The following is a 15,404-nucleotide window of genomic DNA, read 5'->3' on the forward strand; positions in this document are numbered from 1 at the left end:
CTGATGATTGTTTTATGCTTGATATTTATTTAACAGATGTTCAAAGAAAGGTGCAATTCAAGGATTATCCAGGTGAGCATCCTGTTAAATTTATTCTGAATTTCAAAAAGATTTTCCCAAGTGTGATGGAACTTCTTTTACCTGTGCTTCCCGATAATGAAAATCTGGAAGAAATGTCTTGGGAATCGACCAGCGATGATTTTGAAACCTTCCAGATGTTCTTAACTGGATGGGGTATTATCGAACTTCGATTAAAAGCAATTACCCAGTTTAAAGATAAAGCATTTGCGGATCGTCTGGTTAAACAAGCCCAACAGAAACGCAAAGACTATCAAAAACAGCAGACTAAACTAACCACAGTTGAACTGGATTATTTGTTTATGCATGAGATGCATGCTCTGATTGATGCAGAACTGGTGGAACTCGGTGAGAAATTCTATTTACCGATTTTACGTGAGCTCTGGAAGACTAAAGTATCTGCTCAGGTGCTGAACGCGAAGTTTTAAATCGGTTTTTTAGCTTTTAATTATAAAATTAATCCTCCAATTTTGGGGGATTAATTTTATCTGGAATATGAGATTTATTTCATGATGCATGATCTCTTGAAATAGCCTAAGCAATATTAAATATGGTCATTGAACTTTTTCATTCTTAAAATTTTGATCAATAATAGCGCATGTTGAACCATTGTTTAGCGTCAGGCACTCGCATAGGGCAGTAGTTTTAACGATTGTTCAAAAAATAGATGAAAATGATCATTTTTAGCTAAAAAATATATAAAAATATCAATTAAATAGCCTAGTAATTGAGTCCATTATTTTTTAAGGTATATAGGCTTTATCTCACGTTAAAGCAAAAGCTCCATTGATTAGCTATCCTTCATAAAAATAACTGAAGGTTCAAATTTTCCCGAAGATATATCCCAGGATTTTCAAAAATGTCGAATCAGTTTTTAGATTTAATTACTAAACGCCGTACTATTTATGCCATTGCCAAGAATGTTGAACAATCTCCTGAACATTTAACTGATTTGATTCAGACTGCAATTAAGCAAAGCCCATCTTCTTTCAATTCTCAGTCTTCACGCGCCGTCATTTTATTCAATTCAGAACATGAAAAGTTCTGGGGCTTTGTAGCAGAAAAATTAAAAAGCTATGCTAAAGATGAAGAAAGTGCTGCAAAAACCACAGTAAAAATGGCAAGTTTTGCGGCAGGGCTAGGTACCGTTTTATTTTTTGAAGATCACACAGTCGTACAAGGCTTACAGGAACAATTCCCATCTTATGCTGATAACTTCCCAATCTGGGCAGAGCATTCGACTGCGATCGCACAATTTGCAACCTGGACAGCATTGCATACAGAAGGTCTGGGCGCATCATTGCAGCATTACAATCCGATCGTGGATGAACAGGTACATGCGGAATGGGACATTCCATCGAACTGGAAGTTGCGTGCACAGTTGGTCTTTGGTTCGATAGAAGGCGAGCCACGTGCCAAAGATTATCTGGCAGATGAAGAGCGCTTTAAAGTATTCCAATAAGCTGAGATCCATATCTGCACTTAACACGGTTTAAGGGCAGATATTTTTTAGATCTCGATGAAATCCCAATCAGCTTCATTAAAATTAAGTTAAAATAGCGTGCTAATGAAAATTGATGAGTAAGACCGAATGTCGAAAAACACGCAAAACCTATCACCTTTACAAGAACTGATCGCAGAGCAAAAACTACTTTGTGAAGAAGTAGGCTCGGCTTATGTTGAAGTCACGGGTGATGATGTTGTTGCGGTGGCCGTACATACCTTGAAACAAGATCCGATTGTCGGCATCCGTAAAAAGCCTGAAACGGCTGAAAATATTAGCTGGTATATTTATGGTGGAGAACCTTCAAGTGAAGAAACTTTTGAAACCATGACAGTACGTGAATTACAGGACATTGCACCAGAAGTTTTACCGTATCTGGCTCTGGAAACAGGTTTTCGTTTCATGATCGATGCCGATGATTATGAAGATGTCTGGAAAGAAGAAATTTAAATGCTAAAAAAATCATCTTTCATTTGTGCTGGATTATTATTAGGACTGAGTAGCGTAGTCTTCGCACAGCCGCTTTCACAAAGTGCCTATGATGAGTTTATTTCAGCACAGACTAAAATCGTGAATGAAACCAAACATATTTTAGATGAAGATGATCAAAAGGCAGATGCCCAAACTCAACGCCAGGCTTTCTGCAAGCGACTGAAAGCCTATCAGGATATTCAAAAGGTGTCCGAAGAAAACAGCAGTCTGAATATGGCACCTACGATGTCTATGATTGCCAGAAATTTTCTTGAGCGGCAGGATCAAAGTTTGACTAAATCTGGAATGACGGCGAGCGTATTTTGTAAAAATAGGGAAGTAGAATAAGTTATAAACTACTTTTTTATCTTGAAAGTTTTTCGCAGTGGAATAAAAATAAAGTATCTAAGTCTATTTCACAATCAAATTTTATAGATATTAAAACCTGAAAGACCATCTCCCGAATATCATTTGATAAAGAGTTTGTTAAGTTAATTTAAATTTATTTTAATGTGAATACCTCATACCTCGGGGATATATCCACTGTATTCAAGCTATTGATAAGAATAGATGAATAATCGTGGTTTTGTAATTTCTAAAAAATGTCTTATTTATGCGGTGTAATTTCTTGAACAGGATAATTTAAGTAGGATAGCGTGATTGCACGTTTATATTTAAGCTAATAACTTGAACATCCTAAGATATTAAAATAGCCTAAGCAATACATAATTTTAACAACTTTATCAAGAAAGGGGGAGAGGGGAAATTTATAATGTTGATGTTTACTACCTGTAACTCATTTGGACTTAAGACGTATTATTCTAAACAGAATCAAGTGGATTAATAAGCTACTTATGAATAGTCATTTTTTGATAAATAATAAGCAATGAATAATTAAAAACAATATTTTCAAAATTACCTCAGTCTATTTGGGTAATAACAGCGAGTTAGTTTAAGAAACACTCTGACCTAAAAGTGGTTTACATGTTATTAAATCCCAGTTTTAAGATTTTCATTAATTTTATTTAGTCTGCATCACAACTCAACCATCTTCTTTCATATTTATAGCCAAATATCCATCCAGATCTAAAATCGTAATTTTAAATACTTACAAATCGATTATGAATTATTTAGCCTAAGCAAAATATATCCCCATAAAATAGCCTAAGTAAAATTTATATTTAAAAATTTCGCAATTGATTAATTCCCAATATAAATCCATTATAAACACTTAAATAAAGAAAGAAATCACGGAATTCTCAAATGATCCTAAATTATCAACTCCAACACCACGAAACGTCAGTACTATCTCCAATGATTTTTATTCATGGTTTATTCGGTAGTTTAAGTAATTTAGGAATACTAGCTCGATATTTTTCTGAGCAAAGAACCGTGCTTCAAATTGATGTACGCAATCATGGTCTTTCTGGTCATAGTTCAGACTTAAATTATCAGTTCATGGCGGAAGATGTCCTAGAAACTTTATCAAGTTTAAATATTCAAAAGTTCATAGTAATAGGGCATTCTATGGGCGGAAAAATTGCTATGAAATTGGCTGATTTAGCCCGAGTACAAACTGAAAAGTTGGTCGTTCTTGATATTACACCAATCCAATATCATGAGAGTCATCATACTGAGATTTTTAAAGCCTTATTTGCTGTGCAGCAAGCAAATGTTGCTTCACGACTTGAGGCAGCAAAAATTATGCGTGAATACATTCATGAAGAAATGGTAATTCAGTTTTTATTAAAATCCTTTAATAAAGGGCAATGGCTCTTTAATGTTCAAGCTTTATTTGATCATTATCCAGATATTATGGCTTGGGAAAAGGTCGAAAAAGTTAATCAGCCAGCTTTATTTCTTCGTGGCGGTAATTCTTTTTATATCTCAAAACCTGAACATTTTGCGGCAATCAATGAACAATTTTCTCAGGCGAAAATTGAATGCATTGAAAATACAGGACATTGGCTGCATGGTGAAAAGCCAGATGAAGTCATTAAACATATGCAGACTTTTCTAAATTAATTTACGATTTCGCACTCAAGGCTGAAATGTTTGAGTCTGTAATTGTCCTTCATGAATGAGTTGATGCGCCATTTCAGCTGTTTTCTTTAAACCGAGAATGCTCAGACAACCATGTTGGGAAGTTATGCCTTACCCGGTTTTTATAGCTATCAAGCCTGGAACGAATATGTACAACCTGCCATAGAAACCGCGGCGCAAAGCCCAACTGAAAGTAAAGATTGGGTACTTAATACATCACAGTCTGATGATTTGAGTTTTAGTGGCAGTCCTGAACAAATTCGACGCCAGCTGACTGAAATGTATAAAAAAGAATATATCAGCGAATGGCGTAAATTCTTGGGTGCCATTTATTATGCCAAGGCCGGTGACTTTAATCAGCAAACATATCAGATAGATATTCTTAGCGAACCAGAAAACTCACCGATTCGTAAAGTCATACAACGGGTAGCGCAAGAAACCAGCTGGGATAATCCAATGGTACAAGCTGAGTTGGCGGTTCCACAAAAAGGTTTTATTGCCTGGTTTAAACGCAAGATATTGCAACGTCATGATGGCAAGTTGGCACAGAATTCTGCATCGACTTTCTCTCAGGGGATGATTGCCAAAGACTTTCAGATCTTCTACCAGATTGTACGTACACGAGATGATTTGCAGAACCGGTCGCTGCTGGATGAGTATATGCAATCTCTGGCCAAGATACGGAGTCGCTTTAATGATCTAAAAAGTTCTGGAGATATTGGTCCGGCGAGCATGATGCTCCTTAAGCAGACCGTTGATGAGCAGAATTCTATCTTTAATATCACTCAAAAGTTTGTGGATGAGAAAATGTCGGTAGGAACCCATGAGCTGGATCAACAGCTGATTAAGAAGTTGTTTAGTGTTCCTCTCACACGTTCCTTTGAAAGTCTGATGCTTCCGGCACAAGCTGAAATGAACGAACTCTGGCTAATACAGGCCTATCAACCATTTAATGCAAATTTATCGCAAAAATATCCGTTTAGCAGTCAAGGTAGCTTACAGGCAACCTCTCAAGAAATTAATCAGATTTTTGGTGAAAATGGCAGTATTTCCCGTTTTGTCAAAGAGCATCTTGATCCCTTAGTGATCCGTCGTGGCTATAGCTTAAGCTCGAAAACCTGGCAAGATTTAGGGCTTAATCTAAATCCTGTGTTTGTTGCAAACTTTCAAAATTATGTCGCGCCTGTGAATGGTATGGCAACTGGTGAGTTAAATAATACCAGTCGTCAGGCAGTGAGACCCAATCAATCTAATTTCCAGTTTTACCCACTGGAACAGGCTCATTTATTGGCTTATACCATTGATATTGATGGACAAAGAATGCTATTTAAAAACGGAATTCAACAATGGGTGAATTTTATCTGGCCAAATTCCGGCGCAATTCCAGGCGCACGGATCACGGTGATTGATTTGGAAGGGAAGACCCATACCATTTTTGATGAGCCTGGGGAATATGGAATCAATCGTTTGATTGATAGTGCTCAGCGTACACAAAAAGGCAATATTTTTGAAATGGTCTGGCGCAGTAAAGAGAATCCTGAACTATTTGTGAAGACCAATTTTCGGTTGGTGAGTGGGAATAATACAAGTTCTATCGGAAGTAATCCAAGTTATAGTAATTTGCAGTTGGTGGATCAGGTGGTTTCGAATAAAGCAGTAAGAGTGGTCGCAGCTCAGAATAAGACGATATCAGGAAAAACTGTTCAGACAACTACCACGGCTGCTGCAAACATAGGAACTTCAGCGCCATGACATTGATCAATCAATTATATTGTAAATGGATCACGTGGGTGAATTGATATGAATTAAAAACAACTAATTTTAATGTAGAAAATAATTCAAGGTTGGCGGCACTAGAATAGTCTTTAACTGAAAATCAGATGAGCCTGACTCAAGGCATTAAATTAATTAAATAAACATTTATAGAAGCATAAAATGAAAATAAATACTTAAAGTTAAATAAAATCATTATTTTATCCTGTTTTTTAATTGGTTTTAATGTGCATGCACAACCTGTAATTGCTGAAGGTAATGTACCGAATAACAATAGTAAGCAAGCTATTTTGGCGAAATTGCATTCAAATTATGGTCAGGAAAATGTGATAGATCGCATTCAGATTCGTCAAGTAGTGGCATCAACGGATTGGTCGAATATAGTCAGTGATGTGATTAATAAAGACCTTAAAAAAGTTAAACAGGGAACGTTAACGGTTAAAGGTTCTGATATTAAGCTAACGGGTAAAGTATCAAATTTTTATGAAATTCAGGATACTACAGAAAAATTTAAGGGTTTAATACCTGAAAATTATCGTTTAAATGCACAGCTTTCAGTCAATCAGGCCGAACAGCGGATTATTGATGCTGCATTAAAGAACCGGATTATTGAATTTGAATCTGGCAGTGCAGTATTAGCAACCTCAGGTATACAAATTCTGGATGAAATGGTCAGTGCCTTAAATAAGGTTAGCGGCAAAAAAATACGGATTATTGGACATACGGATAGTTCAGGCGATATTAATAAAAATCTCATGTTGAGTCAGCAACGTGCAGAAGCAGTGAAATCTTATTTAATCGCAAAAAATGTTCCAACACATTTACTGAGTACTAAAGGCTCAGGTTCAAGTAAACCTGTAGCGGATAATGCAACAGCTGATGGTCGCAAGAGAAATCGTCGGATTGAATTTGAAGTGCTTTAACGTTTAAGTTGCTTGAGCAGCAGCTATAAGTATATGGTGAATGCAGTTATATGAACATATTAGGTTGTGTTATTCACCAATTAAAATGTCTATGCGATAAACCATTTAAAATGTCCTGTTTTTAACCACAAGAGTCAAGCACAGGATTTAACTTTCTTTGTTCAATAACAGCTTTCTGAGCTTTACAACTCGGCATACTTTTCTTGAGACGGGAACGTTTATTCTGTTTTTCCAACTCTTCATGCTGTTGCTGAATATGTGCCAGAACTGTACCTAACCGTTTATTCTCAACGATCTCATTCTGCTGTAGCCCAGCTAATTTATTGAAAATGCTGTAGTTGAGCTTTCGTCCCTCGTGCATGAGGGCCACAGTCCCATCCGGGTACTCCAGAAATGAAATATATTGCCCAACAAGCTTATGATTCAGCTCTGTCGGTTCAAGCAGATAAATACATTTGTCATAGGTCAGGGTCAGATTCTTGGTGACCTTACGCAGTTCCTGCCAGGTAAAAATATCATCCAGTTCAAGATGAGATTCGGTTAATGGCCGATGTAAATTCTTTGAGTCTCGCGCACACTTGGCAAACTTCTGATTGAAATGCTCAATAAAGCAGGGCAGCCAGGCATTTGCCTCGGCAATTGAACAGATACCTTCTAGGCGCATTTCCTTGATCAGGCGATCCTGGAGTGTTCTATTGGCACGTTCCACACGGCCTTTGGCCTGGGGTGAGTTGGCGAAGATAATATCAATATTTAACTCATTCAGAATCCGCCCAAATTGCGTGATCTGGCTATCTTGGCTCGATTTCTGATTCACTCGGAATACCGAGTGTTTATCGCTATAAAACGCTAAAGGCTTGCCGTATTGCTCAATGTAGGCTCGGGTTGAAAGCATATAATCAAAGGTCGTTTCAGCCTCACAAAAGCGCAGATGCAACAGCTTTCCAGTGGCGTCATCGATATAAACTAGCAAGCAGCATTTGGAAGCTCGACCTTCAAACCAGTCATGATATGAGCCATCGATCTGGATCAGCTCACCGAAGCAATCACGGTTGTATCGAGGCTGATATGGACGTTTCAGGCGCTTGGATCGAGGAATCCAGAGGTCATTTGCAGTCATCCAGCGACGAACCGTTTCTACCGGGATATGCAGGCCAAACATGCTGCTGAGCTTCTCATGAGCCAATGTAGGACCAAAGCCAAGTAAATGTTCAGAAATAATGGAAAGACATTCTGATTTTAACAGGACGTCATGGCGACGATGACCCGGTTGACCACGACTGGCATGTGCCATACCTGAGACACCATCTTGATTGAGCTTCTGCAATAACCGGGTAATTTGACGGGTGGAAAGATTCAGGATTTCAGCAGCACGGACCTGGGTAATACGATGATCTCTAACGTCTTGCAGAACTGCAAGACGTTGAATTTCTTTATCAGACATAGTGATCAGCATCTATATTTTATATCCAGTCCATGGTGATAAAAACCATCATAAACCAGACATTTTTATTGGTGAGAATATAGACACTTTAAATGGGTTCTAACAATAGTATTTCGTATAATGTATATTATGTTAAATAACATCTCTACGACAGCACCCTAATTTAGTTGCGTTACCGCAACTCATTTCAATCGTTGGTGCTGTGCTTGACAGCTTATGTAACCAGTGACATCGCTGTCAAGCATCTGTTAATGAATATAATATAAGTTATGCAGAAATCAGATCGCTACTCGATTTGCGTGCAAGCAAGCTTACGCAAATCTGCGTGGCTATGACATCAATATCATTATTGATAAGACTTGATCTCAGCCATAATTTTTTGAATGGATGCTCTATCGTGAATTTGTAAATGATCTCTTATGTAGATGAGTTTATTTATATTTTTTTGAAGTACGTCTTGTTGTTCAGGGTCAGCTAATTTCGTTTGTCTGCTTAATTTAAATATCAAGCTACAAATACTTTCCTTGACAATTTCATAGTCAATAATTTGTTTATATTCAATACGTTGTTGATCAGATAAAGTCTTGTCTAAATAATCTAAATTAAACTGAATGAGTTGCATCACATGATCTCAAGTTGAGGATCGAAACACTGGCGCGTCTGTACTTATGGTAACGATAGCAAATATTTCCCGTCCTTGCCTGCTCCTTAAGCCACGCATAAAGCGTTTGTTATCAATGATCACCAGATCACCATCCTGCCAGTCAATTTCTGAAGTCTGGGTTTCACAGCGCTCTGCCAGTTCTGCGAGTAAGTCTGAACTGATTTCTGAACCGTCTGCAAAATAAAAACGGGGTTTTTCATAATTGTAAGAAGGCCCAAGTAAGGTATTGGCGAAGGCTGGAACACCCTTAAGATTGTCATGGCGGACCATCGGCATATTTAAATGGTAGTACACTCCCCCATCATGTGTCGGGCTAATCTGCTGTCCAGGCACCATCTGGATAAAATGTTGTAGCTCCTGCTGGCCGACCTGCTCTGCATTTTCAATATTCAAGGCAGTGGCCACATATTTCTGCCAGATCGGTTTGGGTAAATAACGGCTAATGATCATCGGTTCGGCAAATTTCTGCTTGAGAGCATCCGACATATTTTTCCAGACTTCATGCCCATCACATAAGGTAGTCTGCGAACCGCGCGAAGCACTTTTCTCACTGAAAAAGGCGATGATATCGGGCGGTAAAGGCGTCGTACCATTTTCAATATGTAGTCCCATGGCCTGGGTACCGGCATCAACTCTCTGGGACTGCCGGGTGATGTTTTCCCGCGCCGGATCATAGGTCAGCCGCTGGCACAACCTATTCATGAGCTCACTAAACGATGTCACGTCATAGTGTTCATGTCTTAACAAACCCAGCCCTGTTCTACCAATTGCGTTTTAATCTGTTTAGGGGTGGTGTGCAAAGCTTGCTGTGCAATATTCATGTGTTCGCTCTCATTCAACAGATCTATGGGTCTGTGAACTATGCAAAAATAGATTGGGACTCGTCCGGTATCAGTTCAGCCTGAAACTTTTGCTGGATCTGCTGTCTGCGCAGTTTGCCGTTGTCGGTCAACATCTGGTTTGTTCAGGGAAAATGGCTCTGGAGATCTACACCAGTGTTTGATCTGAGCATAGTCTGGCATCCGGCTATTGGCCCGTTGAATCGCTGCTACCAGTTGCTGGTCTGAGGTGTCATTAGGGGCATAAATCACAGCCGACAGATAGGGCTGGGCTTCGCCAAAAATGGCAATCTGCTGGATTTCCGGCTCGGTCAGACTGTTGGACTCAACCCATTCCGGGGAAATATTGCGTCCAAAACTGCTGATAATCATCTGCTTGATGCGTCCGGTAATGTACAAATAGCCTTCCTCATCAAAATAGCCGGCATCACCCGTATGAATATACGGTGTCGCGGCCTGATCATTGACATAACCCAGCATGGCATTACCTTTCACCACCACTTCGCTGTTGGCTGCAATCTCAACTTCGACATGCGGTAAAACCCGACCCACACTGCCAATACGGCGTGCATCCGGCAGATTCAGGCTGACTACCGAGGTACACTCGGACAGGCCATACCCCTCATAAACCGGAAGGTTAAGTTGCTGACACTGTTTGAGTAAATCAGCAGAGACTTTCCCTCCACCGACCGCAATAAATTTCAGCGTCTTGAACCCTGCAGCACCGTGTTCAGCGCTATATTCCACAATCGCTTTCAGCATCTGCGGTAATAAAATCACACTTTCGATTTGATAGCTCTGCACTGCATTTACAAACCGCTGTGTATCAAAAGTATGGTTAGATACCAGACCGAACTGGCTCACCTCGCCAACAATTACGGCGCGTCCCATGCTCAGTGCGACATAAATGCCGGCAATATTTTCCAGCAAGGTGGCAAATGGAATCAGGCACAAATGCCGTCCAAGCTGACTGCTGGCCAGTGCCTGACTGAGTGAATGAATGCGTAATTGATTCTATGGTATCTTCTACCAGACACACGCCTTTCGGTGTTCCGGTACTGCCTGAGGTATAAGTGATTTTTGCCGGCTGCTGGGTTTGTAAAGGAGCTGAATGCTGTACTGCCTGCTCTAGCTGAAAAAAGCGCGCATGTAGCTGGCCAGCAATAAAAATCTCATCTCTACTCATGTCTTGAGCCAGATTTAACAGCCATTCTGGTGCACAGAAAGATTCATCCAGAATACAGAGCAGCTCTGTTTGGCTGTCGGAAAGCAGATGCCGTACTTGGGCTACAGTAAAAAATAGAGGAACAGGTATTACAGTCATGCCGGCTTTTTGTGCGGCAAGATCGACCACAATCCAGTCGATGCTGTTCACGCCCCATAAGGTCAGACGTCGCAGATTAAGCTGCATGAAACTGGCACTCAATAATTCTATCCGCCGTTGTAGTTCCGCATAGCTCAGTGTTGCCTGTGCGGTAACCACAGCTTCTCGCTGCGGATACTGGTGTGCTTGTAGGCTGATATGTTCAAATAAAGCAGTCATCATTTAAATTCTGTGCCTCGGTAAACAAGCAAAATGCTTTAATGACTAAATTGATAAAGTTGACGAGCGACTTGTAGGGCTTCTGCCACATCAATCGCCAGGACATAAGGTTTCTGCTGGTAATAGCTGCCCCACAGGTGCTGTGCCTCTCCTAGGACTTGCGGGTCAGCCTTTTCAAGTACATGGAATGTAATCCCATCTGTTGCAGCACATAACGTACTGCAGTTGTTCCGGTACATACTGCCCATTCGATGTGTTGCTGCGAGAGATGAAAAACCAGAAAGGCCACCATCAGTTTGGCTTTGTCCATATCTAGTGCTGCCAGATTGCCAATTTCTACTACTTTGTCTCGGCTGACCCTGGTCTGGCTCAGTTTGCTTAATATGTTTTCAACGGGTTCATCGAGATACTGTTCCAGAAAGGCATTAAATTGATTTAAATGCTGCATACCAATCACCACCTGCATCTCGGCTCCGTGATAACCGGCAAACAGGGTCGAAGAGAAGCTCGATACAGTGGCCTGATGGACTTGCTGATATTTTTCCTGAATAAAATTTTCCAGGCTACGGCGTTCAGGTGTCTCTCTTTGTTCTACAGTTTTGACCGTCAAATGTAGCGATTGATCCTGTGCTGAAATTACCGGATACGCCGGAGGTACTTGTAGTAAAAATTTATTGTGATGGGTTTGTTTTTTATATTCAGGCTGCTTGAAATATGTATTTAGAAAGTGAATCTGACTAGAGAAATAAGGATCAAAACTAAACTTGATCATTTGGCTCACACCACGAAATTAACTTGCTACTCAAGATAGAAGTCCAAACTTAAAAAATTCTTAATTTTGTGCAAAAGAATGTAAAAGCTGTGTGTATAAAAAACCCAGAGAACGGCCGGTTTTTTAAGAGCATTTTAAGATTGAAAATTTAAGTTATTCCTATCTCTCTATTGAACTGAATCTGCTTTATGTCTTCCTACCGATCACCTTATAAAGGCACCTCAGGAACGCAGCGTATTTTTAATGCGACCCGTTATTCCATGGCTGGCTTTAAAACCGCCTTTCAAAATGAGGCCGCCTTCCGGCAGATCCTGCTGATTAATCTTATTTTGATTCCTCTAAGCTTTTGGATGCCAGTTATCCGAGTTGAGCAAGCGCTCATGGTCGCCGTGTGCCTATTGGCGTTGATCATTGAACTGATTAACTCAGCGATAGAGGCAGTGGTAGATCGTATTTCCATGGAACGGCATGAACTGTCTAAAAATGCCAAGGATATGGGCAGTGCGGCTCAGTTTGTAGCACTCAGTTTAATTGCCCTGACCTGGGGCATCATTTTGGCTGGTCATTTGATTTGACCTCTGCTCTTGCTACTGCCTGAAATGGACAACTTAAAAATGATCACTGACCGTTCCCGGTTTTTACTGACCCAAACCTTACTTTTGATCTTCAGTTTTTTGATTCTTCTCAACTTCTTTGATATTGGAGGAGTGCTGGACTTGCAGCTCATCTATCCCTTTATCGATGATCAGGGTCAATTTCCCCTTCGACAACAATGGGCACTGGCAGAACTCAATCATCGCTATGTTAAAGACCTGCTGATTCTGGTGTATATCACATTATTACTGGCCTGGTTGGCATCACTAAAATGGCAGAACTGGCATACGCAGCGCTGGGAATTTGGCTATTTCTTTAGCATGGTGGTGCTGACCACGGCCTCGATCGGAATTTTAAAATCTCAGTCGGCCCATGCCTGTCCCTGGGATATGACCATACCTACCCATAACGGGATTTTGTGGGATTTTAGTGCTACTGCGGGCCACTGTTTTCCTGGAGGGCATGCATCTAGTGGTTTTGCGTTGATGGCTGGTTATTTTGTTTATCGCATTTCTAACCGCAAGCGTGCTTATTTTCTTCTGATCGCTGCAGTAATTTTAGGGTTGACCATGGGCTGGGCACAAATGATGCGCGGAGCACATTTCCTGAGTCATAATTTATGGACTGGCTGGATTATCTGGTGCATGAATGTCATTGGCTATACGCTGTTTAGCCATAAACTACCCATAGAAAAGACCACTCCTATACTCTCTAGTATCAGGCAACCTTAACTCCAAAAAAACCAGAAGCTTATTCGCTTAGGCTTCGATTAAAGGAAGCTTGACCTGTACACAAAGGCCACTCAGATTGGTACTTCGCGAAAATTCTAGTGTTCCACCCAAGCGCTCGGTGGCTTTATCTACAATGGATAAACCCAAACCGCTGCCAATTTCTGCATGGTTATGTATCCGGTAGAAGCGTTGCCGGATCTGATTGAATTGAGCAGGATCTATCCCTGCCCCACTGTCTTCAATTTGTAAAACCGCCTGCCGGCCTTGCTGGAAAATAGATACATTAATCACGCCATCCTTCGGACTGTATTTAATTGCATTATCAATTAAATTATAAATAATCGAGTGCAAAGCTGAAGCCCGGCCCTGAATCTGCAGTTCCTGTTGCTGTTCTACGCCCAAATCAATGTCTTTCTGTAGCGCCAATTGAATTAGTTCTTCGATACAGGTGGCTGTCATTTGATTCAGTGATAGCAATTGAACAGGTTCGCTTAAACCTTCGGTCACATCCTGTTTTGCCAGACTCAATAACTGGTTGACCAGATGCTGCATACGCAAAATGCCTTGACTCAAATTATGGATAGACTCGCTTTGAGGGAACTGCTGTAGCAAAATTTGCAGCTGTAAGTTTAGTGCTGTCAGTGGCGTGCGTAATTCATGGGCAGAATCTGCTACAAATTGACGTTGTTCCTGTTGGGCCAGAGAAATGCGGCCAAACAAATAATTCATTTCCTGAATGGTCGGTTCCAGCTCCAAGGGATAATCTTTCATTGCAATTGGCTTTAAGTCTTGTGCCTTGCGGCTGGCCAATTCAGTTTTAAAATCATTGAGCGGCTGAAAATTTTTCCGGATCATCCAGCCTAAACTGAATAATGCAAAAGGTAAAAAAAGCACATAAGGAAGAAACATATTGGCTGCCAGCTCCAGCGCCAGTTCCTGCCGGACATTTTGCTGCTGGCTCACCTGAATCTGTAATTGCTTAGCAGGAATAATATAAGTTAACCAGGTTCCATACGGCGTTTGATGCTTGTAGAAACCTGCTTTCCTGACCGGCGCCACCAGAACATCCTGCAGATGCAAGGAAGTGGCTGTATCTGTATAGGACCAGATATCTACAAATAAATCTTCTTCACTGTACTGTTTTGCCAGATCGATTTGACTTTGTAAGGGTTGCGGATGATTTTCTGAAATACGTTCTGCCAGACTTTGCATCTGTTTATCCAGTACCTCGTTAATTTCTTCGAGCGCAATCCGGTATGCAGCAAAGATCAGCACACAGCCCAGCACCACGCTAAACAGTGAAATATAAATAACCAGACGTTTTTGCAAGGAATAACGTTTCTGCATGGCGCTCATCCTAAGCGATACCCTAGCCCACGTATGGTACGTATGAAGTCTTTTCCTAATTTTGCCCGCAGATGATGGATATAGACTTCTACCGTATTACTGCTGACATCACTGTCAAAGTCATAAAGCTTGTCTTCCAGATCATTCTTGGAAAAAATTTTATTCGGATGATTTAACATAGCCATTAAGATGGACCATTCCCGATTGGATAATTCTATAGCCTGTCCATTAAACAGAGCGATATGCTGCTCCAGATCTAGTTCCAAACCGCTGTGTGATAATTTCTTATTCGTATCTATCCCGGTATTTTTTAAACCACTACGGCGTATTAAGGCATGAATACGGGCCAGCAACTCGTCAAATTCATAGGGTTTAATCAAGTAATCATCTGCTCCCTGATTCAGCCCATCCACCCGGTTTTGTAACTGATCCCGGGCGGAGATAATCAGCACCGGTAAATTCGGAAACTTCTGCCGGATATTTTTTAGCACCAGCATGCCATCCATCATCGGCAAGCCTAAATCGAGCAGGACAATATCGTAGACCTGCTGCTGTAACTGTTTTAAACCCTCAATCCCATTATTGACCCAATGCACATCAAACTGATGCAGCTTGAGCAATGTTTCAGTCGACTCGGCAATCATAAAGTCGTCTTCAATAATCAGTATTTTATGCATT

At 40.6% G+C, this 15,404-nt stretch carries 15 protein-coding genes and 2 pseudogenes; 9 read left to right on the forward strand and 8 right to left on the reverse strand.

Annotated elements, in window-relative coordinates:
• Positions 1–14: 14 nt before the first annotated feature.
• The 7 genes and pseudogenes from F995_RS10895 to F995_RS10925 all read left to right on the forward strand — a co-directional run bounded on the left by F995_RS10895 (position 15) and on the right by F995_RS10925 (position 6,792).
• The gene (locus F995_RS10895) at positions 15–506 is read left to right on the forward strand and encodes a hypothetical protein (RefSeq protein ID WP_004280216.1); all 492 of its coding nucleotides are present in this window, start codon (positions 15–17) and stop codon (positions 504–506) included.
• A 431-nt stretch (positions 507–937) separates the two neighbouring features.
• Positions 938–1,540, forward strand: coding sequence for a nitroreductase family protein (locus F995_RS10900; protein ID WP_004280217.1), 603 nt, complete (start codon positions 938–940; stop codon positions 1,538–1,540).
• A gap of 129 nt (positions 1,541–1,669) precedes the next feature.
• Entirely contained in the window at positions 1,670–2,032 is a 363-nt protein-coding gene (locus F995_RS10905; RefSeq protein ID WP_004646887.1) for an immunity protein Imm33 domain-containing protein, read from the forward strand.
• Entirely contained in the window at positions 2,033–2,401 is a 369-nt protein-coding gene (locus F995_RS10910) for a hypothetical protein (RefSeq protein WP_004280221.1), read from the forward strand.
• Between the two features lie 915 nt (positions 2,402–3,316).
• Positions 3,317–4,078: an alpha/beta fold hydrolase gene (locus tag F995_RS10915; protein WP_004280222.1), complete on the forward strand. Its 762-nt coding sequence runs from the start codon at positions 3,317–3,319 to the stop codon at positions 4,076–4,078.
• A 93-nt stretch (positions 4,079–4,171) separates the two neighbouring features.
• Positions 4,172–5,848: pseudogene (locus F995_RS10920) on the forward strand (ImcF-related family protein); the annotation flags it as partial.
• Between the two features lie 212 nt (positions 5,849–6,060).
• Entirely contained in the window at positions 6,061–6,792 is a 732-nt protein-coding gene (locus F995_RS10925) for an OmpA family protein (RefSeq protein ID WP_043962853.1), read from the forward strand.
• 121 nt (positions 6,793–6,913) lie between these two features.
• Here the strand turns inward: F995_RS10925 and F995_RS10930 are convergent, their stop codons facing one another.
• From F995_RS10930 to F995_RS16640, 6 genes and pseudogenes are all read right to left on the reverse strand, one after another.
• Complete coding sequence (locus F995_RS10930; protein ID WP_004646891.1) at positions 6,914–8,248, reverse strand: ISNCY family transposase; 1,335 nt, start codon at positions 8,246–8,248, stop codon at positions 6,914–6,916.
• 334 nt (positions 8,249–8,582) lie between these two features.
• Positions 8,583–8,858 (reverse strand): hypothetical protein, encoded by a 276-nt coding sequence (locus F995_RS10935; protein WP_004646892.1) that lies wholly within the window; start codon positions 8,856–8,858, stop codon positions 8,583–8,585.
• Between the two features lie 9 nt (positions 8,859–8,867).
• Positions 8,868–9,602 carry a TauD/TfdA family dioxygenase gene (locus F995_RS10940; RefSeq protein WP_023278684.1) on the reverse strand — a complete coding sequence of 245 codons (735 nt, stop codon included), beginning with the start codon at positions 9,600–9,602 and terminating at the stop codon, positions 8,868–8,870.
• 194 nt (positions 9,603–9,796) lie between these two features.
• Entirely contained in the window at positions 9,797–10,693 is an 897-nt protein-coding gene (locus tag F995_RS17125; protein ID WP_252509244.1) for an AMP-binding protein, read from the reverse strand.
• Positions 10,578–11,285: an AMP-binding protein gene (locus F995_RS17130; RefSeq protein ID WP_004646895.1), complete on the reverse strand. Its 708-nt coding sequence runs from the start codon at positions 11,283–11,285 to the stop codon at positions 10,578–10,580. Before F995_RS17130 ends, F995_RS17125 begins: the two co-directional genes overlap by 116 nt.
• Positions 11,286–11,320: 35 nt before the next feature.
• Positions 11,321–12,054, reverse strand: a pseudogene (locus tag F995_RS16640) (thermostable hemolysin).
• A 188-nt stretch (positions 12,055–12,242) separates the two neighbouring features.
• On the opposite strand from F995_RS16640, the gene F995_RS10955 reads away from it, so the two are divergent.
• Both F995_RS10955 and F995_RS10960 read left to right on the forward strand, forming a co-directional pair.
• Positions 12,243–12,629, forward strand: a complete 387-nt coding sequence (locus tag F995_RS10955) for a diacylglycerol kinase (protein WP_004646898.1) — start codon at positions 12,243–12,245, stop codon at positions 12,627–12,629.
• A 39-nt stretch (positions 12,630–12,668) separates the two neighbouring features.
• Entirely contained in the window at positions 12,669–13,379 is a 711-nt protein-coding gene (locus F995_RS10960; protein WP_004646899.1) for a phosphatase PAP2 family protein, read from the forward strand.
• Positions 13,380–13,406: 27 nt separating this feature from the next.
• Here the strand turns inward: F995_RS10960 and F995_RS10965 are convergent, their stop codons facing one another.
• Positions 13,407–14,726, reverse strand: coding sequence for a sensor histidine kinase (locus F995_RS10965; protein ID WP_004646900.1), 1,320 nt, complete (start codon positions 14,724–14,726; stop codon positions 13,407–13,409).
• 5 nt (positions 14,727–14,731) lie between these two features.
• Complete coding sequence (locus F995_RS10970) at positions 14,732–15,403, reverse strand: response regulator transcription factor (RefSeq protein ID WP_004646901.1); 672 nt, start codon at positions 15,401–15,403, stop codon at positions 14,732–14,734.
• Between the last annotated feature and the right edge of the window lies 1 nt (position 15,404).

It is taken from the genome of Acinetobacter sp. CIP A162, from assembly GCF_000367905.1.
Classification (GTDB): Bacteria; Pseudomonadota; Gammaproteobacteria; order Pseudomonadales; family Moraxellaceae; genus Acinetobacter; species Acinetobacter lwoffii.

Excerpts from the sequence above, each read along its gene's own strand:
- F995_RS10965 (WP_004646900.1), bottom strand. The coding sequence starts at position 14,726 with ATGCAGAAACGTTATTCCTTGCAAAAACGTCTGGTTATTTATATTTCA.
- F995_RS17130 (WP_004646895.1), bottom strand. The coding sequence starts at position 11,285 with ATGATGACTGCTTTATTTGAACATATCAGCCTACAAGCACACCAGTAT.
- F995_RS10960 (WP_004646899.1), top strand. The coding sequence starts at position 12,669 with ATGATCACTGACCGTTCCCGGTTTTTACTGACCCAAACCTTACTTTTG.
- F995_RS10910 (WP_004280221.1), top strand. The coding sequence starts at position 2,033 with ATGCTAAAAAAATCATCTTTCATTTGTGCTGGATTATTATTAGGACTG.
- F995_RS10940 (WP_023278684.1), bottom strand. The coding sequence starts at position 9,602 with ATGAATAGGTTGTGCCAGCGGCTGACCTATGATCCGGCGCGGGAAAAC.
- F995_RS10895 (WP_004280216.1), top strand. The coding sequence starts at position 15 with ATGCTTGATATTTATTTAACAGATGTTCAAAGAAAGGTGCAATTCAAG.
- F995_RS10915 (WP_004280222.1), top strand. The coding sequence starts at position 3,317 with ATGATCCTAAATTATCAACTCCAACACCACGAAACGTCAGTACTATCT.
- F995_RS10955 (WP_004646898.1), top strand. The coding sequence starts at position 12,243 with ATGTCTTCCTACCGATCACCTTATAAAGGCACCTCAGGAACGCAGCGT.
- F995_RS10930 (WP_004646891.1), bottom strand. The coding sequence starts at position 8,248 with ATGCTGATCACTATGTCTGATAAAGAAATTCAACGTCTTGCAGTTCTG.
- F995_RS10900 (WP_004280217.1), top strand. The coding sequence starts at position 938 with ATGTCGAATCAGTTTTTAGATTTAATTACTAAACGCCGTACTATTTAT.
- F995_RS10935 (WP_004646892.1), bottom strand. The coding sequence starts at position 8,858 with ATGCAACTCATTCAGTTTAATTTAGATTATTTAGACAAGACTTTATCT.
- F995_RS10905 (WP_004646887.1), top strand. The coding sequence starts at position 1,670 with ATGTCGAAAAACACGCAAAACCTATCACCTTTACAAGAACTGATCGCA.
- F995_RS10970 (WP_004646901.1), bottom strand. The coding sequence starts at position 15,403 with ATGCATAAAATACTGATTATTGAAGACGACTTTATGATTGCCGAGTCG.